Source organism: Pseudomonas sp. SED1 (assembly GCF_034044025.1).
In the GTDB taxonomy this organism is placed as follows: domain Bacteria; phylum Pseudomonadota; class Gammaproteobacteria; order Pseudomonadales; family Pseudomonadaceae; genus Aquipseudomonas.
Genome location: NZ_JAXCIS010000015.1, coordinates 88,969 through 112,078 on the forward strand (window position 1 = coordinate 88,969; position 23,110 = coordinate 112,078).

Here is a 23,110-nt window from a genome sequence, read left to right on the forward strand (position 1 = left end):
GAATGCCCGCGCACTCAAAGCCAATGCCAAAACCGACTCCAGAACCCCCGCCCCAAATCATTCTTGCAGCCCGCATATTGCGCCGCATACATCTGCGAACGCGCTTGCACCTTGCTGGCAACCGGCATCAGCCAGGCTTTGCTCGCATAGGTGCGCTGACGATAACCGCCCCAGCCTTCGTGGTAGTTCAGGTATTGGCCGTAGGCATCGTATTTGTACACGCCGTTGATGGTGTAGGTCTTGTCCATGTACCAGCCGACAAAATCGATGGCGTCGTCAAAGTCCTCGCGACTGGCGCCGGTGCGGCCGGTGCTTTTCTGGTAGTCGCTCCACACTTCGTCCTTGGCCTGGGCGTAGCCGGAGGCGGTGGACACGCGGCCCCAGGGGATGATCCATAACAGGTATTTGCGCGGGGTCTTGGCGTCCTGGCGGAAGCCGGACTCTTGATACATGATCGCGAACGGCACCTGGATCGGCACGCCCCAGCGCGCCTGGGTCACCTTGGCGGCGTCGTACCAGTCGTCCTTTTCGCGAAAGATGCCGCAGATGTCGTTGGGGGTGCGGGGCGGCGAGGTTCCGCATCCAGCCAATAAGGCGGTGAGTAATAACAGCCCTGTGGTTTTTACTGCGTTCAAAAGCCCACCGTCTCATCGTGAGGATAAAAGGCGGGCAGTTTACTCGTTCGGCGGGGTTGATGCAGAGGGGCAAGCGACACTATTCCGGTGGACACACCGCCATGAGTCGTCACCGGCACGTAGTCACCCTTGGGACTCGGTGCCTCGCGTAAATCAGGACGAACAACTCAAGCCAACAGCCTATGTTCATCGCCACCTGTAAGTTCTGACAGTAGCCAGAACTTTTCTTTAAGTATCTGATTGATTTTGCCGAGCCGCCCATAAGCCGGAGCCTATGAATCCCGAGGATCCCATCATGTCCACTCCCCCTGTAGAGATCGATCTTTTGCCAGCCGTAGAGATTCCTGGAATGCAGCCCCCCATTGCGGAGGATATTGACGCCCCTGAAAATCCCGCAGGCCCTGCCGATGGTGGTATTGGTCTGCGGCACGTCGAACATCCCTTGACCGTGCGTATGCAACGCCCCCCTTCCAGTCCTCTCGGCACAGAGTTTCATCTGTTCTGGGGTGACCACCCCATAGCAGTAGCCTCCAACATCATTCACGAGGGTGACGAGGAATTAAGTTGCATACCGTTTACTGTATTCCCACATTACATACGTGAGTTTTGGGCCGATCCGGTATATGCCCAGGTAAAGCGGCCCGGTGGAAATCCGAGTGAGACCAAACCGCTTCGCTTACGAGTCAACCTGCGCCGTCCCGGGGGACGAGATCCCGACGACGATGAGGAAGGCAATCAGAATCTGATATTCGAACTGCCTGAGGATGTGGTGCTGAATGGCGTAAACGATGAGCGCGCCAGATTAGGTGTAGAAATCGTCTGCAGGCATTGGGTAAATATGGCGGCATACGACCTCATCCTCGTCGCCTGGGGATCTCAAACTGTGTCACGCCGAGTTACCGTGGATGAAGTCGACGAAGATATCTCTGTACTCATTGACTACTCGTTGATCGCTCTCGCAGGAAACGGTGACTTCATACCTGTGGCTTTCCAGGTCATTGGCCCGACCGGTAACTACCCGGACGAATGGGCACGTTGGTCGGCGCGAACCAGAGTGGACGTACACCTGAATGTACAACGCCCCAATGCACCTCGTGTAGTATTTCCCGTCATTAAGCATGACGTTATCAGTCTGGCAGAGCTGGGTAGCTGGAATGTGAGGCTCCAGATCGATATCGATGAATCAGATGCTCAGCATTACTTGCTCGCATCCCTCATCTGGGCCGGCAAAGATAGGGATGGGAACTCAGTGCCGGCCACACCGAGCCAGCCTATATCAGAGGCTGGTACCTATGATTTCGAAATCGACAATGCGCTGGTCGTCGCCATTGCCAAAGGAACCGTAGTCGTTCATTACTTACTACAGGCTGGTGACTTACCAGATAAGCGCTCCTACAACTTGCACCTAAGGGTAGTTGGTGAGGTTAGCGAATGGCCGGCGCCAACTATCGATCAGCAGATGGGTAATGAACTGGACCCCAATCTCCCAATAATCACCATTCGTCTTCCCAGGCAAGCAAGCTGGCATCCTTCTGACACGCTGACGATCGCGATGTTGTCAGGCAGCGAAGACGACACTGTCGAATACACTGACAGTCGTCCTGTAGGGGATTCACCACCGCGCAGCGACCTGACATTTGATGTTCCAGGAAATCAGCTGCGGCGATTTCAACAACGTCTTACCGAGGTGTTTTACAGCGTCACGCGAGGCACGGGCTCACCCATGAACTCACTACGCCGCGTAGTACAGGTAGGGAAACTGACGCCAGCACTCAGGGACTTCACGAGCTTCGACAATCGCAACTGGAACAGTTGGGCCAATAAAGTTTCAGTACGGGGGGAACTCGCCATTGATGGAGCGCAAAATGTGTGTTGGCGGGCTTCCAAGACAGCAGCCGAATTGATCGAGCCCGGAATAGAAAAAGCATACGCTGGCTTAAAGAACAGTACCCAGTATGAAATTAGTTTCTATTGCAAGACGACGGGCAGCACCACGCCGTCAAGTATCACGACTGCCTTTGCCGGTGAGACAAGCGTTAAAACGGTCATGCCTAACAGAAACTGGGAAAAATTCAGCCATACTTTTACGACTCCTGCAGTAACTCCTGCGCAAACGCAGAACGCAGTCATCTATTTTTCCGTTAACACCGCCGCTACGTTTTTCCTTGATGAGATCCAGGTTCTGGAACGAAGCGCAAAACGTCATCGGTAAGGTGCTTCATAATTCTTCCCAGCTTCGATCTCTTGGGGAGGGCTATTGCAGCCGTCCCCAAGCTTTTTCGAAAGAAGGCTAGGGAGTAACTAATGTTGCTTTCTGTGGGTCGAGATACTGATTTCTTACATTTCCGCCCCAAAGTACATAGGTGCCATCCACTCGTCGCGCTGCAAACGATGGATCCGGACGCGGGGGAATAGGCGGCGGCGGCGGCGGTACTTGGACATAGGGAAAGCGTTTGATGGAGTACAACTCTGTTACTCCGCTGCGCAGATAAGGCGCAAGCTCGGGGGGAATCTCGCCAGCATCCTCCATTGCCAGAGTTGCCCCCCATACCAACACTGCTCCATCTGTTCCTCCGGCTGTGGTGATGACACCATAAGCACCATTGGTGCAATAAACATCGCGAATCAAGCTTGCCATTAAGACTTGCCGCAGTGCGGGGCTCATTGCCCCTCCATGAGTGTTCAAGCCTGTCACTACAATGGAATTGGTCCGACCATCATCATGGCGACTCAACAGGAAAAAACTGACATCATTGGAATACAAACTTATATTTCCATCAACAGTAGTGACAGTTGAAGAAACGTTGCCATGTCGTCTTGTGGCGCTAGCCTTATCCGAATTACGATTGGGGAAACCAGGTACCGGATGAGTGTCTTTGAACGCAGCTTTGAATTCCCTTTTTATTTGAGAGGTGAGCGGCGCCCCTCCATATCGGGTATCCCCCCAAGCCTCCGCCTGACCATTGCTGTTAACCATCAAAAAGGCCCATCGAGTTGATTTGCAGATAACGATATTTCCCCGCAAAGCCAGTGCAGCAGCAGACGCAGACATATCACCACCTTCGGCAGCTCGTCCCCAACTCACTGCCCTGCGACGGTTCTTGGTTATCGCGCAAAAAGAAGTAGTGGCAGCAATGACCGACTGCACTCCGCCGTCATCCAGAATCCTCTCCAGACGGTCCGCAGCAATCGTACCTCCCCCCGCTGCCAGCCCCCATACCGCAATGTCGCCCTCATCACTGATCGCACAGAATGAAACAGCTGTTGCGACGATTCGCGTGATAAACATCCTATTGAGTTGTGAGCGCACATTTGCTGGAATAGAGCCTCCGTTATTAGCCTGCCCCCAAGCATATACGCGACCTCCCCGGGTTCGTACGGCGAAGGCATCATCGGCGGCGTAAATAGCTTCAGGAGGGTCAAACCACAGTGCCTGCTGAATTTCCAGAGGCACTGTCGAAGCGGGGTTGTTCAGCGGACCTATCGCTCCAATGCTATTCGCACCCGGCACAGGATTGTCATAAATGAAAGCAAAGGCACTGCGTGTGCTGTAAACGGACTTGATTCCCTGAAGCGGAGGTAGAACCGCCGGGATCGTCGCTCCCCAACATAATAACTGATTAGTAGAACCCACTATCACCAATGCAGCAAAGCTGAACTCTGAGGAAAACAACTTGATCGCTTTATTATTTCTTAGAAAGTTTATTATTTCTGGAGGCACCGGCAATCCCCAACCATTCTGACCTTCCAAAAACACATCACCACTGACAGGCTCAAGTAACGCAAATACGCCCCCAGTAGATACAAATATCCTATCTTCAGGTTCTGGCACATGAAACGAAAAGTTACCTCTCTGCTTCAAGTAACACCATTCGTTCTCCTCATCACTTATGCCTTGAAAACCAGAACGTATTTCATAATAATCCGAAAAGGCTTCCACACCTTCAACCCCACCCGAAGCTACAGGCACTACTGAAAACTGCAGAAACCCACCAACATCAGACGCTTTCAACTTAATATCGAGCTGCCCCTCTTCAATTAAGCGAACACCATTTATGTGCCAATAAAAACGAGAGACACCCTCATGATTACCACCGTTACTTTCATAGGTATAGGTACCGTGCACCGTAGCTCTCACTAATGCATCTCCAATAACTTCCAGATTGGAGGCAATGGGGCCCGCCGCGGTTTTTTTGTTAATTATCATTTTGACCTCCCGCCAATTTTAGACAAGACAGGCTGAGCAGAAGCCTTAATGCAAAAAAAACACCAAGGCCGCACGAAAAATGCCAAACACCGCCACTCACTTGATATTATCATTTTGGCAGGATTAATTCGTTGGCCACAAGATTCTTCGCGCCCCAGACAACATAACTTCCATCCACGCGCCTAGCGACGAGAGCGGAGGACAATCGTACAGTAGTGGGTGCTCGTGGCGGCATTTGCTTAATGGAATAAAGCTCTTGAACTCCAGACTCTACATAGGCCTGCAAGTTATCTGGAATCTGCCCTGCTTCGTTCTGATTATTGTTCCCGCCAAAAACAGTTACGACCCCTGTAACACTGCCTTGAGCACTAATGATTCCATACGCACCATTTGAACAATGTATCTTTTCTATTTGACTTGCCATTAGCACTTGTCTGGTCGCTTGAGGAATCGAACCACCGTAACCTGCATTCCCCCACGCAATCAAACTATTAGTCGTACCATCCATATTCTGACCACATAAAAAGAAACTCGTATCATTCGAGGAAAGTGTAATTACTCCAGAAGCAGTGGTTAATCGATACAAACTATTCCCATCATTCCCTGCCGAGTCACACACGCACGCCTGAGAGACGGCCGTTAAGCTTTTTTGGTACCAACCATCCACGTTCAGCGCCTTAAACATTGCCGCGATGCGTGGTTTTTCACCACTTTCGTTAAGCAACTGTTCGGCATCTCTCGGTCCTTCAGCCGCAACACCTAGTGGTGGCGTGGCCCCCCCCATATCGGATCTGCCCCAGGCTTCGGCATCTCCAAAACTGTTAATCATACAAAACGCCCAAGCGGCCCCCTTGCACATCACGATGCCTCCACGCGCGGCAAGTGCCTTTGCCGCCTCAGTCATCAACCCACCGTCCGCTCCACCCCATGCCAATGCTTTACTACGCCGTTTAGTGATCGCACAAAAAGCATTACGACTGGCCACAACTTGGACAACTCCGTCCTGATCAAGAATCTCTTCAATATCTGAAGGATTAAGAACCCCCCCGGTAAGGGTATTGCCCCACGTCACAACACTTTTGATTTTAGGGTCAGAAAATCGCTCAGGGCCAATTGCACAAAATGCGCCGGCAGTACTAATGACTCGCTCAACCTGAATTCGATCCAACTGAGTTCTAACTGTCGCCGATATAAATCCCCCATCATCCCTATTCCCCCATGCGTAGAGACGTCCAGCTTCCGTTAAAACTGTAAAAGACAGCGACGTCGCATAAATGGCTTTGGGCTTATCGAACAATAATGCTCGCTGAATATCATCTGGAACTACGCCGCCATTCGCGGGATCACCAAACGCACCAATAGTATTTTTTCCTGGAGGCGGATTATCATAAATGAAAGCAAAAGCGGAAGAGTTGCCATATACAAACTTTACGTTATTCAACTCCAACCCAGGTGGAATGCTACCGATATTGGCGCCCCATAGTAACAACCGCGTAGTGCTTCCCAACACCGGAACAAGAGCGGCAAAATCCTTCTCGGTCGAATAAATACGGGTAGCCGGATTATTTCTCAGGTACTGTAAAATTTCTGGGGCTGGCGCGCCAGCGTAGGAAGCGCTTCCCTTAACCATAATACTCTGACTGCCCCCATCCATAACCGAGAACGCGCCAGAACTTGAAATAAATATTCGATCACTTGGCTCATTACTATAAATTGAAAAATTCCCACGCTGCTTGATAAAGCTGTTGTTATTTTCCTCATCGGAGATATTTTGATAACCCGTCGCCACTCTATATATATTCGAAACTTCCTCTATCCCAGCCTCTCCTGAATCGGACTTTGGAATCACCGAAAACCGCAGTGTTCTACCCGCCAAATTTGAGCCAATTGGGAAGTCCAATCTTGAGGTTGGTGCGTACGGAACCTCATCAATATACCACCGATAACTGGAGTCTCCTTCAGCAGCTCCCGCACCGTCAAAGAAATAACTGCCGCGTACTGAACCGCCGGGTATCAGCTCACCAATAATAGTTACATTAGTTGCTTTAGGAGCGGCCAATAAAGAATTACTCATCACGTTATCTCCTACCGTTCATCAACTGAAAACAAAAAATCTATTTTCTGAATTGAATTTTTATAAGACATATGTAGTTAAAGGCAATGACTGCCCTCCGTCTACTGTCAGATCTAACAGGTAGGTACACCGTTCGTCTTACGCTAGAAACGTGAAATGAGTGGCTCGTCAGGACAACAATGCGACGCTTTCCAAAACTGCCCTTTCTTTATTCAGACGCTCAAGGCATCAGCCGCGGCGCTCGGTGGAAGAGCGTTGCAGGCTCGGCTGGCTGAGGGGAATCGCCAGGCATTAGAGCAGCTGCAAGTGATCGGCCTGGGCCGCTTGGCGGCGGCGATCGATGTACAGGTCGGGTTAGCTAAAGACTTTTTTGCCAGGAGCAGATGGTGCAGCGGCGCGGAGGCTTCCCTGATGCCGGGGGTCGGTACACGGAGCGGCCGGTTAGCGTCACCGGACAAGTCACGCAAGGCGTAGTGCATGTAGTCGGGGTCGACGTAGGAAGCCACATGGCCTGGGAAAGCATTGTGGCGAGGGAGCTTGCTCCCTCGCCACAGACAGCACCTCACATCATGATCAGGCCAATGGCACCCGACGTGTAGTGATCGCTAGGCGACCTACACCGAAGCTCAACGCCGCACCCAGCAGCAACATCAACAAGGTGCTCCACGCTGCACGGGATAGTTGCTTGGCCGCCACTTCACCGGCTTCGCGGGCTTTCTGTTCAGCCTGTTGCTTCAGCTCGTCAACCTTCTGCACGGCCTGCTGGTAGGCCTGGGCGTAGTTGTCAACGATCTGGGTGGCTTCAGCCTGGCTCTTGCCGGTACGCGCAGCGACGATGTTAACCAGCGCCTGCTTGTCTGCTGCATTCAAGGCGGGCTCACCGGACGCCTTGACGCGCTCGAACCACTGCTTCAGTTCATCACCGGCCTGGGCTGGGTTGGTCGCCGCATCGTTGGCCGATTGCTTGCCATCCGCAGCGGCTTGATCGGCTTTTTGCTCGACGTTGGCAGGGTCCAGTTCAGGCTTGCCGCTCTGCTTGAGCAACGTGTCGAGCTGGCCTTGCAGGCTGTTCCAATCCAGCTTGATGCCCTGCTCATTCAACTGCTGCTTGACGCTGTCGCTGATGCCCGGCGCCACGGCGGCGATACCGCTACCGGCCGCCGACAACCCTTTACCGACGACGTTACCCGCGGCACCGACAACGCTGGTGGCCAGCGCGGCGAGCAGCCAGGTGGTGAACAAGGTGGTGATGGTCCAGCTCAACACGCCATGCAGGCCGCCGCGATCCGGTGCGGTACGCCCGGCCACGAATGCACCGGCACCGATGGCCAGCAACGTCGAGACGAACAGCCAGATACCGGCACCGGTACCAAAACCGCTCAGCGGGTTACCGGCCGCCATCGGGTTTACAGCACTGGCGCCAATTGCGGTGCCGAGTACGCTCAACACCAAATAGGTCACCAGGGCAATTGCACTACCGGCCAATACCGAGCCCCAGGAGACTCGAAACAGCGAACGGTTGGTTTCATAGACAGTGGTCATGTTAAATCCTTTGAACAGTGGGTAGGTGGCCAGTTTGGCGAGGCACCTACCCTTCGGTCTCGGCACAATTGCACTAGGCGCACTGGTGCATTCGCACCCCGCGCCGTGCACTTTCTCTGCACTATCCTGAGCCTCAGGTGTCGTACTTCCTATGCGACTTACCCCAGGAGAAAGCATGAGCCAGGCCGTCCTCGCCAAAGAAACCAACCGCCGCCAACTGCAGCAGATCATCTCCGGCTTGTCCGACGGGGTGATCCTCGCCGAGGCCGACCAGACCATCCTCTGGGCCAATGAAGCCGCGCTGCTGATGCATGGCGTGGATAACGTCGAAGACCTGGGTGCCAACACCAAGGAATACGCCGCGCGCTTTGCCTTGCGGTATCGCAACAATCACCCCCTGGCTCTTGAGAATTACCCGTTAAGCCGGGTGGCGGACGGTGAAGAGTTCAGCGATGTGGTGGTGGAAGTCACGTCTGCCGGCGACGAGGAAAAGACCTGGGTGCACCGCCTGCGCAGCCTGGTGCTCGACGACGCGTCCGGTGAGCCGGAGTTGCTGGTACTGATCCTGAGCGACGCCACCGAATGGGCCAGCGCCGAACAGCGCTTCGAAAAAACCTTCAACGCCAACCCGGCGCCGGCGGTGATTTGCCGCTTGAGCGACCTGCGCTATATCAAGGTCAACCAAGGCTTCCTGGAGATGACCGGCTACAACCGCGACCAGGTGATCGGCCGCTCAGTGTACGAACTGGACGTGTTGGAGCAGGCCGAAAACAAAGACCTCGCCGTGAAACGTCTGGGGGAAGGTGCGACCATTCCGCAGATGCAAGCCGAGCTGAAACTGCCCGAAGGCGGCAGCAAGCTGGTGATCGTGGCCGGCCAGCCGCTGGACATGAATGAGGAAGACTGCATGCTGTTTTCCTTCACCGACCTGGAGCCGCGCCGCAAAGCCGAAACCGCCCTGCGCCAGAGCGAGGAACGCTTCGCCAAGTCCTTCCGCCTGACGCCGGTGCCAACCCTGGTGTGCAACGCCGCCAACCGCCAAGTGGTGGATATCAACGAAGCCTTCATGACCATCACCGGCTATACCAGTGAAGAACTGATCGGCAAATCCATCGAAGACATCGACTTTATCGACAGTCCCCAGGCGAGCACGCAACTGTTCACCACCCTGGAAAAAGCCGGCAACCTCGACGGCCTCGACCTGAAGATCCGCAAGAAAGGCAATGAGCTGATCGACTGCGTGCTGTCTGCCGACACCGTGAGCATCCAGGACGTGCCCTGCTACCTGCTGGTGCTGATGAACATCACCGAACGCAAGCGCTCCGAGCTGGAACTGGTAGCCGCGATCGAGGAAGTAATGCAGGACGCCTCATGGTTCAGCCAGACGCTGATTGAAAAACTGGCCAATGCCAAGAGCGTCAACAGCCCCAATGTACCGAACATTTCCTTCACCGACCTGACCGCCCGTGAGCGCGATGTACTGGGCCTGATTTGCGAAGGCCTGGCCGACAAGGAGATTGCCTCGCGCCTGAAACTGGCGCCCAACACCGTGCGTAACCATGTGGCCACGGTGTACTCCAAGCTGGGGGTGCATAGCCGTAGTGCAGCCATCGTCTGGGCCCGTGAGCGCGGGCTGTTTGCCGGTGAATTGCGGGTTAAAAAACCGAAATAGAGTGCAAATGCACTAGTGCGACCGGTGCAAATTCGCCTTATTGCACGAGGGTGCACTGCTTAACCTTGAAGGGTGGGCACAGGGCTTTGGGTCCTGTGCTGTTGAGATGTCATGCCCTTTAAGGAATCCGTCATGAAAAGCGAACAAGTCAAAGGCGCCGTCGAAAAAGTGGCCGGCAAGGCTCAAGGTTTTCTGGGTGATCTGACCGGTGACGAACGTCTCCAGGCCGAAGGTGTGGCCCGCCAGGCCGCAGGCCAATTGCAGCAAACCTACGGTGACGCGCTGGACACCGTTGGCGACTTTGCCAAGCAAAAACCCTTGGCTACCGTAGCGATTGTCGCCGGTGTCGGCCTGCTGCTGGGCCTGTTGCTGCGTCGTCGCTGAGGAGCGCCCTAATGTTTACGCTCTCCCAACTGCGCAACTGCATTGAAGAGGCCCTGTCGCCCCTGACCTGCGAGTTCACCCTGTGCCGTGACGCCTCGTTGACCCTCAAAGTCTTCGATGCCGAAAGCGGCCGGGTGGACCTGGTGGTCACCGGGATCAGCGTCAACAAGCTGCAGACCCCGCAGGAAGTGGAAAAGATGGTCGACGAGTTGCGTTACGAATTGCAGAGCAACACCGTTGGCAAACTCAGGCTGGATGACCTGCCGCTACGGCCGCTGTAACTGTAGGAGCGAGCTTGCTCGCGAAAAACGCCCAGGCACCGCGCTCATTCAGGCGTGGCTCATTATCGTTGACGACCTTCGCGAGCAAGCTCGCTCCTACAGTAGTTAGCGTGCCTTCAACGACGCCCCGATAAAATAGAACACCCCTCCGCCGACGATAAACGCTGCCAACATGTAGAACATGTAGTGGGCCGGCAGGCTGGCCAGTACCAGCCCGCACAGCACCGGCCCCAGGGCAGCGCCGAGGTTGGAGAGGTTTTGCGCCCCGTAATACATGCCTCGAAGATGGTCCGGGGCGATGCGGTCGATAAACATGTACTCGGCCGGGAACACCACGATTTCACCCACGGTGAAAATCGCCATCGCCAGGATCCACCACCACACGTTGCTCGCCAGGGCAAAACCAATCACCCCCAGCATGAACATGCCCAAGCCGAAGATCAGCCACTGGCTCAGGTAACGGTGGGAAATCCGCCGGCCAATCGCGTATTGCAGGGTGATCACCAACACGGCGTTGGTGGTGAGTACCGCGCTGATAATCGTGTAGGTGTATTCAGCCGTGGTGGTAGTCACCAGGTATTGCGAGAGGTACGCGGTGAACTGGCCGAACACCACGGCACTGAGCAGGCCGCCGAGGGTGAAGCACACCAGCCGATGATCCCGCAGCAGTACGCGGCCCACGGCGAGGAATGACACCGGCTTTTGCGTGGTGTCGACGGTGGCCAAGGTGCGGTCGCCCCAACGCCAATACAGCAGGAAAAATCCAAGGCCCAGAACGGCCGACAAGATAAACGGCAAGCTGATATCGAGCTTGGCTATCATCGCGCCAAAAAACGGCCCTACGGCATAACCGATATTGGTCAGGGTGTACTTGATGGAAAACGCTTCGCTGCGTTCATCTTCCGGCAACAGGCTGGCAAACCCGGACTTGATCGCAATGTCGATCACCGCGTACGCCAGGTTGATCAGGATCAGGCAGCTATAGAACGACCAGATTTCCCGGGCCAGCACCGTGCCGATAAACCCCAGGGCAAACACTACGCTCAGGCTGAGCAACAGCCGATAACTGTTGATGCGGTCTACCAGGAAACCGCCGTAGACACTGAGCAGCGAACCGACGATCAGCGAGCTGCCGATCACCAGGCCGACCTGGCTGATATCGAGGGCGAAGTGGTTGGTGAGGTAGATTACGAGGTACGGAAACGTGATGGCTTTGGCCAGCGTGAGGATCAGCGTGGCCGACAGCAGCAGATTCACGGTACGTGGGTAGTTTCTTATTGTGGCAAGCATCCTGCTCTCATTTTGATCAAGGTAACGAGGCCATTGCGGCCTGCAAGCGGATGTACCTTAACGCAAGATGAGACGAAATAAATGCTGATTTATGCATTTATGCAAAAAATAAATGCAGCGGGATAAGGACTTGGTCGCTCATCCCGCTGAACGCCTTATTTTTTAACCGGCGTGATGTCGAGAATCGTGCCGTTGGTGGTTTTTAGCAACACGTACTTGTCGTTTACCCGGGCCCACTGGCTGTCTTCTTCCGGCTGCTTCAAGCCACGTTTCTTCCAGTCGGCAATGGCCGATTCCTTACGCATCAGAATGTCTGGCGCGCGGTCGCCCGTCTTGAGGTCGCGGGTATTGATGTTTGAAGGCTGCACGGTTTTTTGCGGGGTATCCGCGGCCTGGACGGTGAGACTCGCGGCGGACAGGCTCGCGGCAACCAGCAGGCAGGCAACAAGGGATTTGGACTTCATGGGCACTTCCTTCAATGAATGACGCGTAAAGATTCCGACCGCAGCCGTGAAGAATCATTCAGCGAAGTGATTGAAGCGGCGGATGGATGGACGGCCAACGACCGAGGCGACGATTAATCAGATAAGATTGGTTCTTTTTTCCAGCTGCTCAGGAAGTCCAATGACTGGTACCCACGTCATCATCATTTTCGTGACTATTGTCACCTTGCTCGCGCTTTACGTGTTCGGCACCTACCGGGAACTGGTGGCGCTGCTTGATCGTTGCAAAAAAGCCTTCGGCCAATTCAAAGAGGCTGAGCAACAATTGGCCACCGCGCAAAACGCCTCGTCACCCGCCGCGGAGATTACCAGCCTGGAAAGCCGCGTCGCGTTCTCACGGCAGCTGTTCCACGATTCGGTTAACAACTACAACGCCTACAAACACAAGTCGCCGACGTCGGTGGTGGCCGAGCTGCTGGGGCATCGTGATGATGTCAGCCTGTCCGGGTTTGAGGTCAAGCACACGGCCTGAACCTGCCGACACTTACACAGGTGCACGCTGACGCGTCGGCGTGCCCTGATGAAACACCATCTGCCACTGCCCGCCGCTCACGCGCCATACCGAACTGCGCAACGACTCCCCCGCCGCATTGGCCTCAGTCGCCGCCCGCTGACAGCGATACGTCACCAACGCCACGCCTTCGGCCAGCATCTTCAGAGCAAAGTCACTGATACTACGGGCTGAAAACATCTCATCCTGCAGCCCCTCGATCACCTCGGCCTTGCTGGCCCACACATTGCCACTGGCGCCAAATTCGACGAAATCATCCGCCAGCAGCACCGACAAGCGCGCCGCATCTGCACGGGTGGTGCATTGATGCAGCTCCTGTTCCAGGCTGCGTAAATGCTCCGCCAACTCCATACCCATTGCCTCCATGAAATTAATCCTGTAATTTTTCATGAAATTTCTTAATAAGAATTTCACGAAACGCCTATGGACAAGCAAGAAGAACTCGACGCCCTGGCGATCCTGATCCACGACCTGCGCAAGCACAAGAAGCTCACCCTGGCGCAACTCGCGCAAAAGATCGAGCGTTCCGTGGGCTTCCTGTCCCAGGTTGAACGTGGCCTGTCGCGCCCTACCGTGGCCGATCTGACCGCTATCAGCCATGCCCTCGGTGTGCCCACCACCTACTTCTACAGTTTGTCCAAACCGAAGGCCGTGAACTGGGTCACGCGCCCCAATGAACGGCGCACGGTGTATTACGCCAACGGCATCACCGACATCCTGGTGTCGCCGAGCATGCACGGCGCGTTCTCGATGCTCGACAGCCTATTGGCCCCCGGCGCCAACAGTGGCGAACAGACCATGAGCGACCGTGCCGAACAGGCCGGTTATGTACTGGAAGGCGAGTTGACACTGTGGGTTGAGGGCGAGGCCGACTCGGTTACCTTGCGCCCGGGTGACAGCTTCCACCTGGCCAGTTTCGCCCACTGCCGCTACGGCAACCTGACTGACCTGCCAGCCCGCGTGCTGTGGGTCTACAACTGAAGGCACACCAAGGAGCGTCATCCGTGAAAAGCCATTCCTCCACGCTGCTGGCCGAAGTCCGGACCTTTCGCCAGAACCATCCCGATGTGCGTTATGTCGACCTGATTGCCCTGGACATTCCCGGGCATTTCTACGGCAAGCGCTACCCGGTGGACATGCTGGAAAAGGTCGCCGCCGGCAGCCCACTGAAACTGCCGCAGAACGCAGTGCTGCTGGGTGCCCAGGGCGGTTTGTTCAAGATCGGTGACTATTGCTTTCACGACGGTGACCCCGACGCCAACCGCCGCCTGGTGCCCGGCACCCTCAAGCCGGTGAGCTGGGAAGCCCAGCCGCTGGGGCAGATGCTGATCACCTCCGACGGCACCGAAGCGCCCATCGAATTCGAACCCCGGGAAGTACTGGCCAAGGTGCTGGAGCGCCTGCACCACAAAGGCATTCACCCGGTGGTGGCGTTTGAGCTGGAGTTCTACCTGTTCGATAAAAAGCTCAGCGACGGCCTGCCGCAATTCGCCCGCGACCCGCTGAGCGATGACGCCGACGACCAGCCCAACCTGCACATCGAGCGCCTGTCGCGTTTCGCCCCTGTGCTGGACGACATGGTCGAGACCGCCAAGGCCCAGGGCATCGACATCACGGTGATCACCGCCGAACTCGGCCCCGGCCAGTTCGAAATCAATTTCGGCCACCTGGAAGACGGCCTGCGCGCCGCTGACTGGGCGGCCCTGTTCTGCCGCAGCACCCGTGGCGTGGCCCTCAAGCACGGCTATCGCGCCAGCTTCATGGCCAAGCCTTACCTGCAACACCCCGGCAGCGGCATGCACGTGCATGTCAGCCTGTACGACGCAGCGGGCAATAACCTGCTGGCCGCCCATCAGCAGCAACCGTTGCGCCACGCGGTGGCCGGCTGCCTCGAGCTGCTGCCCCATTGCATGCCAATCTTCTCGCCCAACCACAACGCCTTCCGCCGCCTCGGCGGCACGGTCAACGCGGCAACCCGCGCGTGCTGGGGTTATGAGGATCGCGACGCGTGTGTACGAATTCCTGAATCCGACCCACGCAACCTGCGCATCGAACATCGCCTGGCGAGTGCCGATGCCAATCCGTACCTGGTGCTGGCGGCGATTCTGGTGGGGCTTGAACACGGTCTTGAGGCTGCCAAAGAACCCCTCGCCCCGCTGAACGAAGACCGCAACAGCGGCACGGATTTCCCCCTGGAGATGCTCGAAGCAGTGCGCGCCATGCAGCATCAGCCGGCATTGCGCGAAGGCCTGGGCGCCGAGTTTGTCGACGTGTATTGCGAGAACAAACGCCAGGACCACCTGGCATTCCAGCAGGAAATTCATGCGCGGGAATATCGCTGGTATCTCTAGGCTCTGATGGTTAGCCTCTTGGGCATCTCTGGCTACCCGCGGACTTGCCCATGACCGACCAAAGCGCCCCGGCCCTGAAGGAAATCTTCAACGCCGAACGCCTGCAACACATCGCCACCGAAATGACCGCGGTGTACCCGGCGTTCGACGCCAAGGGCTTTCTCAAACACGCCAAGGCCGGGTTGGCAGACCTGTCAGTGATGCAGCGCATGGCGCGGGTCAGCGAAAGCCTGCACGCCGTGCTCCCGCTGGATTACCCCCAAACGCTGAAGTTGCTGTATGCCCTGGCACCCCGCCTGAACAGCGCCTTTGTCAGCCTGTCCCTGCCCCACTACGTCGCCAGCTACGGCGGCGATGATTTCAAGCGTTCCATGGCGGCGCTCAAGTACTTCACCACCTTCGGCTCTGCCGAGTTTGCTGTGCGGTATTTCCTGCTGAAGGATTTCAAGCGCACCCTGGCGGTGATGCAACAGTGGTCGCTGGATGACAACGAACACGTGCGACGCCTCGCCAGTGAAGGTTCACGGCCTCGGCTGCCATGGTCGTTTCGCTTGGCCGAGGTGCAGGCCAACCCAGACCTGTGCGCCTCGATCCTCGACAACCTCAAGGCCGACAGCAGCCTCTACGTGCGCAAGTCGGTGGCCAACCACCTCAACGACATCACCAAGGACCATCCCGACTGGGTACTGACCTTGATCGAAGGCTGGTCCCTGGACAATCCCCACACCGCCTGGATCGCCCGCCACGCCTTGCGCAGTTTGATCAAGCAAGGCAACACCCGGGCGCTGACGATCATGGGTGCAGGGGCCAAGGCCGAGGTGAAGCACCATCAGCTGAAAGTCGAACCGGCGGTGATTAACCTGGGGGACCGGATCAACCTGTCCTTCAGCCTGGAATCCATCGCCGACACCTCGCAAAAGCTGGTGGTGGACTACGCCATCGACTATGTGAAAAGCGCCGGTCACAGCGCGTCCAAGGTGTTCAAGCTCAAGGCGTTTACCCTGGGCGCCGGGGAACATCACGCCATCAGCCGTGGCCAACATATTCGTGAATTGACCACACGCAAACACTATTCCGGCAAGCACGCGGTGCACGTGCTGGTGAACGGCGAACGGCTGGGAAGTGTCGAGTTTGAGCTCGCAAAATAATCCTTAAAACATTAACGAAGGCTCTATCTCGGGCCTTTCAGCGAAAATAATTGTCCGACAATGCTAGGCATTCGTGTTGAGATCCATTATCATCCGGCGCCTTCTCGGTACCCCCAGGGTACTTGTGTCAATGTTCCACCTGAGGCGCCCATGCACCGTTTTTCGTTTTACCGTCCCCTGATCTGCATCAGCTGGGGGCTTGCCAGCCACAGCGCGTTTGCCGCCCTGCAACCGATGGCCGAAGCCCCGCTGGCCAGCGACACCGAACTGCATTGCCACTTCAACCGCGACGCCAGCGTCGACTGCACCACGCGCTACCACTACACCATCCTCAAGTCGAACGGCCGGGAAATGCTCTCGCGGATCGACTTCAGCTATCAGGAAGAGGACGGCTTTGAACTGGTCAAGGCCGAGTCCACCCAACCCGGTGGCAAACCGTTGCCCCTGGATCAGGCACAAATCGACACCCGCACCGCGCCCAATCCTGACCAGGGATTCTCCCGAGAAAAACAGACCTCCCTGGCATTCCCCAACCTGCGGGTCGGCACGCAAATTCACTATACGGTGCGCGAACACTATCCCGCCAAACCGCTGATGACCGAGTTCTACTACGCCCTGCAGTTCGGCCCCAGCGCTGCACGGCGCGACCACTTCAAGGCACGCTTCACCGCCGAGCGGCCCATCGAGTGGCGCAGCGAACTGTTGGAGGGTTTCAGCATTACCCCATCGGCCAATCGCAAGACCCTGGACGTGGTGCAAAAGGCTCCGACCTACCTCAGCTACATCAACGAATCCGCCAACGCCTACATTCGCCACGCCCCGCGCATCGAAGTCGGCAGCTCGCTGGATCGCCAGCAGTACTTCGGCAACTTCGCCGAACGCTACAACCAGATACTCAGCGCCAAACTGCCGCCCCAGGGCGCCGCCGCCGTGGCCGCCGTTCGCGGCCTGCCGCCGGCGCAACAAGTGGCCGGCCTGATGCAGCACATCAACGACCACTACCGTTACCTGGGCGACTGGCGCGCCTCGGATCGCGGCTATGTACCCTTCAGCCTGGCCGAGATCGAACAGCACGGCTACGGCGACTGCAAAGACCTTTCGACGCTGCTGGCGGCCATGCTCAAGGCCAGCGGGATCAAGGCCGAACCCGCCTGGGTCAGCCGCGGCGACGTGGTCAACCCGCTGCTGATTCCCGGCACCGGCGCACCGAACCATGCCATTGTCCGCGCCGAAGTCGATGGCCAGGTGTGGTGGCTGGACCCGACCAACCCGGTCTTCGCCCCAGGCCAGACCCTGCCCGACATCCAGGACCGCTGGGTGCTGGTGACCAACGCCGAGGGCCAGGTACGTGAAGAACACATCCCGCTGCAACCTGCCGCCACCACATTGATCCTCGACAAGCAGGAACGCTTCGATGCCCAAGGCACCGCCCGCGTCTCGGCCACCGTTGATTTTCGCGGTATGCCGCTGATGCAACTGAGCCTCGCCGACCGCCAGCAAGGCGCCACCGCCAGCGACCAGAACATCTGCGACAACTTCGGCAAACAGATCACCGACTGCCAGGTCAACCGCCCCGCCACGGCGTTTTTGATCCCGGCCAGCTATAAGGTAAGCGCCACCCTGACGGACATGCGGCCCCTGGAGCCCTTAGGCAATGACCACATCTACAACGATGCCTTGCTGCAGGAGAAATGGGACGGGCTGCTCAACTATCGCCGCAACGGGCAACTGGCCGACTTGTATGTAGGCAACCCCGAGACGCTGGATTACACCATCGCGCTGTCGGGTGGGCAGATCGACAAGGACATCAAGGCCTGCCAGGTGCACTCGCCATGGTACGACCTGGACCTGACGGGTGAACGCGTCAAGGGTGAATGGCGTTATCACTACCTCTTGGTGCAGAAGATACGCTGGCTGACTCACGATGAAATTGTCAGCGCGCCGTTTGAAAAGATGATCAATGAAATCCGGGCCTGTGGTGAGCAGGTGCATCAGGTGGTGAAGCTTTAACCTCCCCCAACAAAACCCCTTGCTCCCGCGCGCACAGTTCCACCAAGTAATCCCACAACACTCGCAACCTTACCGACTTGTGCAACTCGCGCCGGGAGCTGATCCAGTAGCTGCGCTGGATGCTCTCCCCCGGCAGCAGCGGCACCAGATCCGGGTCGCTTGCTGCCATGAAGCACGGCAACACGGCAATCCCCAACCCCGAGCGCGCGGCCTGGTGCTGGGCGATCACGCTGGTGCTGTGGAACACCACTTTGGGGTTGCGGCAGAAGCTGCTGAGGAATTTCAATTCCTGGCTGAACAGCAAGTCGTCGACGTAATCGATCCAGGCATGGACGGCCAAATCCTCGCGCTTTTCAATCGGTGGCGTACGGTCCAGGTAGCTGCGGCTGGCGTAGAGGGCCAGGCGGTAGTCGGTGAGTTTGCGGGTCACCAGTTGGTCGACGCTGGGGCGTTCCAGGTGGATGCTGATTTCCGCTTCGCGGTTGAGGATGCTGACGAAGCGCGGCACCGCCAGCAGTTCCACTTCCAGGCCCGGGTAGCGTTCGAACAGGCCGCCCATGCGGCTGGCGAGGAACATCACGCCCAAACCCTCGGCAACACCGAGGCGGATCTTGCCCAGGGGCGCGGCGGAATGGGTCAGTTCTTCTTCGGCCAGCAGTGCCACGTTTTCCATGGCTTCGGCGTGTTTGAGCAGGGCTTCGCCGGAAGGCGTGAGCTCGTATCCCTGTGCGTGCTGCACGAACAGCGCGGTGCCGAGGCTTTTCTCGATGGCCTCAATGTGCCGGGCCACGGTGGCGTGGGTGGTTTTCAAACGTTGCGCCGCCGTGAGCAGGCGTCCGCTACGCTGTAACTCAAGAAAGAACCGCAGATCATTCCAGTCGAACATGCCGCCTCCGCTCTCCACCTCAAAAGCATCGCTGTCTAAAAACGCACAGCAGCTGGGTAAAAACTAACATTTTTAAGACGAAAACTAACAACTAGGATGGAGCCAATAAGAAAAACAAGCGAGGTCACAGATGCATTCTGCAGCTGCTGAATACGATTACGTGGTGGTAGGCGCCGGCCCCGCAGGCTGCCTGCTGGCCAATCGACTGTCTGCCAACCCTGCCCACCGCGTGTTGCTGCTTGAAGCCGGCGGTCGCGATAACTATCCCTGGATCCATATTCCCGTCGGCTACCTGTTCTGCATCGGCAACCCACGCACCGACTGGTGCTTCAAGACCGAAGCCCAGGAAGGCCTGCAAGGCCGTGCGCTGAGCTATCCACGAGGCAAGGTGCTCGGCGGTTGTTCGTCGATCAACGGCATGATCTACATGCGCGGCCAGGCCCGGGATTACGACGGCTGGGCCGAGGACAATCCCGGCTGGGCCTGGAAAGATGTGCTGCCACTGTTCAAGCAAAGCGAAAACCATTTTGCCGGCGCCTCGGAATTCCACAGTGATGGCGGGGAGTGGCGGGTTGAACAACAGCGCCTGCACTGGCCGATCCTCGATGCGTTTCGCGATGCGGCACAGCAGAGTGGAATCGAGAGCATCAGCGACTTCAACCAGGGCGACAACGAAGGCTGTGGCTACTTCCAGGTCAATCAGAAATCCGGGGTGCGCTGGAATGCGGCCAAGGCGTTTCTCAAACCGATCCGCCAGCGGCCCAACCTGACGGTGATGACGGAGGTTGAAGTCGACCGCGTGCTGCTGGAGAACGGGCGCGCCACCTCAGTGGTTGCTCGCCAGCAAGGCCAGGCCGTCACATGGCGGGCGCGCAAGGAAATCATCCTGTGCGCCGGTTCGGTGGGTTCGCCCGGCATTCTGCAACGCTCCGGCATTGGCCCTTCCAGCGTGCTCAAGCCCTTGGGCATCGAGGTGCTGCACGAGTTGCCCGGCGTCGGTGGCAACCTGCAGGATCACTTGCAACTGCGCCTGATCTACAAGCTGGAAAACGCCCGCACCCTGAACCAGATCGCCGGTACCGTGTTGGGCAAGATGGGCATGGGCCTGCGCTATCTGTACGACCGCAGCGGCCCGCTGTCCATGGCCCCCAGCCAGTTGGGCGCGTTCGCCCGCTCCGGGCCGGAACAGACGTCGGCCAACCTCGAATACCACGTGCAACCGCTGTCCCTGGAGCGCTTCGGCGAACCGCTGCACGCCTTTGCGGCCTTTACCGCCTCGGTGTGTGACCTGCGCCCGCAAAGCCGTGGCCGCATCGACATTCGCTCGGCCAACCCGGCAGACGCGCCGTTGATCCGCCCCAACTACCTCAGCCATCCGGAAGACCTGCGGGTGGCCGCCGACGCCATTCGCCTGACCCGACGCATCGTTTCGGCGCCGGCCCTGAAGCAATTCAACCCGGTGGAATACCTGCCCGGCGAAGAACTGCAAACCGACGAACAACTGCAGGAAGCCGCCGCCCGCATCGGCACCACGATTTTCCATCCAGTGGGCACCTGCCGCATGGGCAGCGACAAGGAGGCGGTGGTCGACGCGCAACTGCGGGTGCACGGTGTTCCCGGCCTGCGCATCGCCGACGCGTCAGTCATGCCACGTATTACTTCCGGCAACACCTGCTCACCCACGCTGATGATCGCGGAAAAAGCCGCGCAGCTTATCCTTTCGCCGAACACAAGGAGCCTCGCACCGGAGAAAGAACTGACCTTACCGGCTTGAACTTACCTTACCGGCTAGACCTGTAGGAGCGAGCTTGCTCGCGAAAAACGTCAACGATAACGCGTGCATTCCGGATTAACGCAGTGTCTTTGCATTCTTCGCGAGCAAGCTCGCTCCTACAGTGGAATAGCGGCGCTGAAGCTGGCGCCGACAGTGGAACAACAATAAATAATCACTGTGAGGGCTACCCAATGTCAGAACACGCTCAACCCCTGGACCCGGCGCTCGGCGCACGCTCGAGCAACGACACGCAGAAAGTCATCTTCGCCTCCTCCCTCGGGACGGTGTTCGAGTGGTATGACTTTTTCCTCTACGGCGCCCTCGCGGCGGTGATCAGCAAGCAGTTCTTTGCCGGGGTCAACGACACCACGGCGTTTATCTTCGCCCTGATGGCCTTCGCGGCCGGCTTTGTGGTGCGCCCGTTCGGCGCGCTGGTGTTCGGTCGGCTGGGGGACATGATCGGCCGCAAGTACACCTTCCTCGCCACCATCATCCTGATGGGCCTGGCGACTTTCTGCGTGGGCTTGCTGCCGACCTATTCAAGCATCGGCATCGCTGCACCGATCATCCTCGTAGCGCTGCGCATGCTCCAGGGCCTGGCGCTGGGCGGCGAGTACGGCGGCGCAGCCACTTATGTGGCCGAGCATGCCCCGGCGGGCAAACGCGGCTTCCACACCAGCTGGATTCAATCCACCGCGACCCTCGGCCTGTTGCTGTCGCTACTGGTGGTACTGGCGTGCCGTTACTTCACCGGTGACCAATTCGAAGTGTGGGGCTGGCGCCTGCCGTTCCTGCTGTCGATCGTGCTGCTGGGCATCTCCACCTGGATCCGCTTGAGCCTGCACGAGTCGCCGGCGTTCCTGAAAATGAAAGAGGAAGGCAAGGCCAGCAAGGCGCCGATCCGCGAGTCGTTCGGCAAATGGGAAAACCTCAAGATCGTGCTGATTGCGCTGTTCAGCATCAACGCCGGGCAAGCGGTGACGTTCTATGCCGCGCAGTTTTATGTGCTGTTCTTCCTCACGCAATTTTTGAAGATGGACCCCGCACTGGCCAACATGCTGCTGATCATCAGCGTGGTGATTGGCGCGCCGTTCTTCATCTTCTTCGGCTGGCTCTCGGACAAGCTGGGGCGCAAGCCGGTGTTGATGGTCGGCCTGCTGCTGGCCACCGCATTGTACTTCCCGATCTTCAAGGGCCTGGCCTACTACACCAACCCGGCGATGGACCACGCGAGCCGCCAGTCTCCGATCACGGTGTTGGCGGATCCAGCCACCTGCACCTTCCAGTTCGACCCAGTAGGCAAGGCGCGTTTTGACAGCCCGTGCGACAAGGTCAAGACCTTCCTGGTGAAACAGGGCCTGCCGTACGAAAGCGCGGCCGCTCCGGCCGGCAGTGCGGTGCAGGTGAGCGTGGGTGATGTGCGTATCGATGGTTACGACGAGGCTGCCCTGAAAGGCGCGGTGACGCTGGCGGGTTATCCGCAGTCGGCTGACGTGGCGCAGGTCAACAAAACCATGGTGGTGGTGCTGATCGTGGCACTGATCCTGATCGCCGCCATGTGCTACGGCCCGCTGGCGGCGCTGATGGTGGAGCTGTTCCCGACGCGTATCCGCTACACCTCGTTGTCGCTGCCTTACCACATTGGTAACGGCTGGTTTGGCGGGTTCCTGCCGACGGTGTCGTTTGCGCTGGTGGTGTACACCGGCGATATCTTCTACGGCCTGTGGTACCCGGTGGTGATTACCGGGGTGAGCTTGATCGTCGGGCTGATTTGCCTGAAAGAGACCAAGAACGTGGATATCGACAATAACTAAACGTCGATCCGGCTGACACTGGATATTC

The 23,110-nt window shown here is 57.5% G+C and carries 19 protein-coding genes; 11 read left to right on the top strand and 8 right to left on the bottom strand.

Annotation, left to right across the window (positions count from 1 at the left end):
* Positions 1–14 precede the first annotated feature (14 nt).
* Positions 15–635: a transglycosylase SLT domain-containing protein gene (locus tag SNL23_RS02230; RefSeq protein ID WP_076016908.1), complete on the bottom strand. Its 621-nt coding sequence runs from the start codon at positions 633–635 to the stop codon at positions 15–17.
* 295 nt (positions 636–930) lie between these two features.
* Here SNL23_RS02230 and SNL23_RS02235 point away from each other — a divergent pair, with 295 nt between their 5' ends.
* A complete protein-coding gene (locus tag SNL23_RS02235) occupies positions 931–2,847 on the top strand; it encodes a hypothetical protein (RefSeq protein WP_167663277.1) in 1,917 nt (638 codons plus the stop codon).
* A 78-nt stretch (positions 2,848–2,925) separates the two neighbouring features.
* Here SNL23_RS02235 and SNL23_RS02240 read toward each other — a convergent pair whose 3' ends face one another.
* From SNL23_RS02240 to SNL23_RS02250, 3 genes are all read right to left on the bottom strand, one after another.
* Complete coding sequence (locus SNL23_RS02240) at positions 2,926–4,842, bottom strand: hypothetical protein (RefSeq protein ID WP_076016905.1); 1,917 nt, start codon at positions 4,840–4,842, stop codon at positions 2,926–2,928.
* 109 nt (positions 4,843–4,951) lie between these two features.
* Positions 4,952–6,916: a hypothetical protein gene (locus tag SNL23_RS02245; protein WP_167663278.1), complete on the bottom strand. Its 1,965-nt coding sequence runs from the start codon at positions 6,914–6,916 to the stop codon at positions 4,952–4,954.
* Positions 6,917–7,489: 573 nt separating this feature from the next.
* Positions 7,490–8,458: a hypothetical protein gene (locus SNL23_RS02250; protein WP_076016903.1), complete on the bottom strand. Its 969-nt coding sequence runs from the start codon at positions 8,456–8,458 to the stop codon at positions 7,490–7,492.
* Between the two features lie 175 nt (positions 8,459–8,633).
* On the opposite strand from SNL23_RS02250, the gene SNL23_RS02255 reads away from it, so the two are divergent.
* From SNL23_RS02255 to SNL23_RS02265, 3 genes are all read left to right on the top strand, one after another.
* The gene (locus SNL23_RS02255) at positions 8,634–10,130 is read left to right on the top strand and encodes a PAS domain S-box protein (protein WP_076016902.1); all 1,497 of its coding nucleotides are present in this window, start codon (positions 8,634–8,636) and stop codon (positions 10,128–10,130) included.
* 132 nt (positions 10,131–10,262) lie between these two features.
* Complete coding sequence (locus SNL23_RS02260) at positions 10,263–10,514, top strand: CsbD family protein (RefSeq protein ID WP_003211583.1); 252 nt, start codon at positions 10,263–10,265, stop codon at positions 10,512–10,514.
* Between the two features lie 11 nt (positions 10,515–10,525).
* Positions 10,526–10,795: a DUF1652 domain-containing protein gene (locus tag SNL23_RS02265; protein WP_003211585.1), complete on the top strand. Its 270-nt coding sequence runs from the start codon at positions 10,526–10,528 to the stop codon at positions 10,793–10,795.
* A 105-nt stretch (positions 10,796–10,900) separates the two neighbouring features.
* Here the strand turns inward: SNL23_RS02265 and SNL23_RS02270 are convergent, their stop codons facing one another.
* Both SNL23_RS02270 and SNL23_RS02275 read right to left on the bottom strand, forming a co-directional pair.
* Positions 10,901–12,085 (bottom strand): MFS transporter, encoded by a 1,185-nt coding sequence (locus SNL23_RS02270; protein ID WP_318301497.1) that lies wholly within the window; start codon positions 12,083–12,085, stop codon positions 10,901–10,903.
* A gap of 155 nt (positions 12,086–12,240) precedes the next feature.
* Complete coding sequence (locus SNL23_RS02275) at positions 12,241–12,549, bottom strand: RcnB family protein (RefSeq protein ID WP_003211589.1); 309 nt, start codon at positions 12,547–12,549, stop codon at positions 12,241–12,243.
* Positions 12,550–12,709: 160 nt separating this feature from the next.
* On the opposite strand from SNL23_RS02275, the gene SNL23_RS02280 reads away from it, so the two are divergent.
* Positions 12,710–13,060, top strand: coding sequence for a LemA family protein (locus SNL23_RS02280; protein ID WP_076016900.1), 351 nt, complete (start codon positions 12,710–12,712; stop codon positions 13,058–13,060).
* A gap of 12 nt (positions 13,061–13,072) precedes the next feature.
* On the opposite strand, the gene SNL23_RS02285 is transcribed toward SNL23_RS02280, so the two are convergent.
* Positions 13,073–13,465, bottom strand: a complete 393-nt coding sequence (locus SNL23_RS02285) for a nuclear transport factor 2 family protein (protein ID WP_256576955.1) — start codon at positions 13,463–13,465, stop codon at positions 13,073–13,075.
* A 57-nt stretch (positions 13,466–13,522) separates the two neighbouring features.
* Here SNL23_RS02285 and SNL23_RS02290 point away from each other — a divergent pair, with 57 nt between their 5' ends.
* From SNL23_RS02290 to SNL23_RS02305, 4 genes are all read left to right on the top strand, one after another.
* Entirely contained in the window at positions 13,523–14,080 is a 558-nt protein-coding gene (locus SNL23_RS02290; RefSeq protein ID WP_076016898.1) for a helix-turn-helix domain-containing protein, read from the top strand.
* Between the two features lie 23 nt (positions 14,081–14,103).
* The gene (locus tag SNL23_RS02295; protein ID WP_318301498.1) at positions 14,104–15,450 is read left to right on the top strand and encodes a glutamine synthetase family protein; all 1,347 of its coding nucleotides are present in this window, start codon (positions 14,104–14,106) and stop codon (positions 15,448–15,450) included.
* Positions 15,451–15,500: 50 nt separating this feature from the next.
* Entirely contained in the window at positions 15,501–16,598 is a 1,098-nt protein-coding gene (locus SNL23_RS02300; RefSeq protein WP_318301499.1) for a DNA alkylation repair protein, read from the top strand.
* A gap of 150 nt (positions 16,599–16,748) precedes the next feature.
* On the top strand, positions 16,749–18,608 hold the full coding sequence (locus tag SNL23_RS02305) for a DUF3857 domain-containing transglutaminase family protein (protein WP_318301500.1): 1,860 nt from the start codon (positions 16,749–16,751) through the stop codon (positions 18,606–18,608).
* Here the strand turns inward: SNL23_RS02305 and SNL23_RS02310 are convergent.
* Positions 18,556–19,494 (bottom strand): LysR family transcriptional regulator, encoded by a 939-nt coding sequence (locus tag SNL23_RS02310; protein ID WP_318301501.1) that lies wholly within the window; start codon positions 19,492–19,494, stop codon positions 18,556–18,558. The two genes, SNL23_RS02305 and SNL23_RS02310, sit on opposite strands and share 53 nt — an antisense overlap.
* 130 nt (positions 19,495–19,624) lie before the next feature.
* Between SNL23_RS02310 and SNL23_RS02315 the strand changes: the two genes are divergently transcribed.
* Positions 19,625–21,268, top strand: coding sequence for a GMC family oxidoreductase (locus tag SNL23_RS02315; RefSeq protein WP_076016893.1), 1,644 nt, complete (start codon positions 19,625–19,627; stop codon positions 21,266–21,268).
* A 191-nt stretch (positions 21,269–21,459) separates the two neighbouring features.
* Positions 21,460–23,082 carry an MFS transporter gene (locus SNL23_RS02320; RefSeq protein ID WP_318301502.1) on the top strand — a complete coding sequence of 541 codons (1,623 nt, stop codon included), beginning with the start codon at positions 21,460–21,462 and terminating at the stop codon, positions 23,080–23,082.
* Positions 23,083–23,110 lie beyond the last annotated feature (28 nt).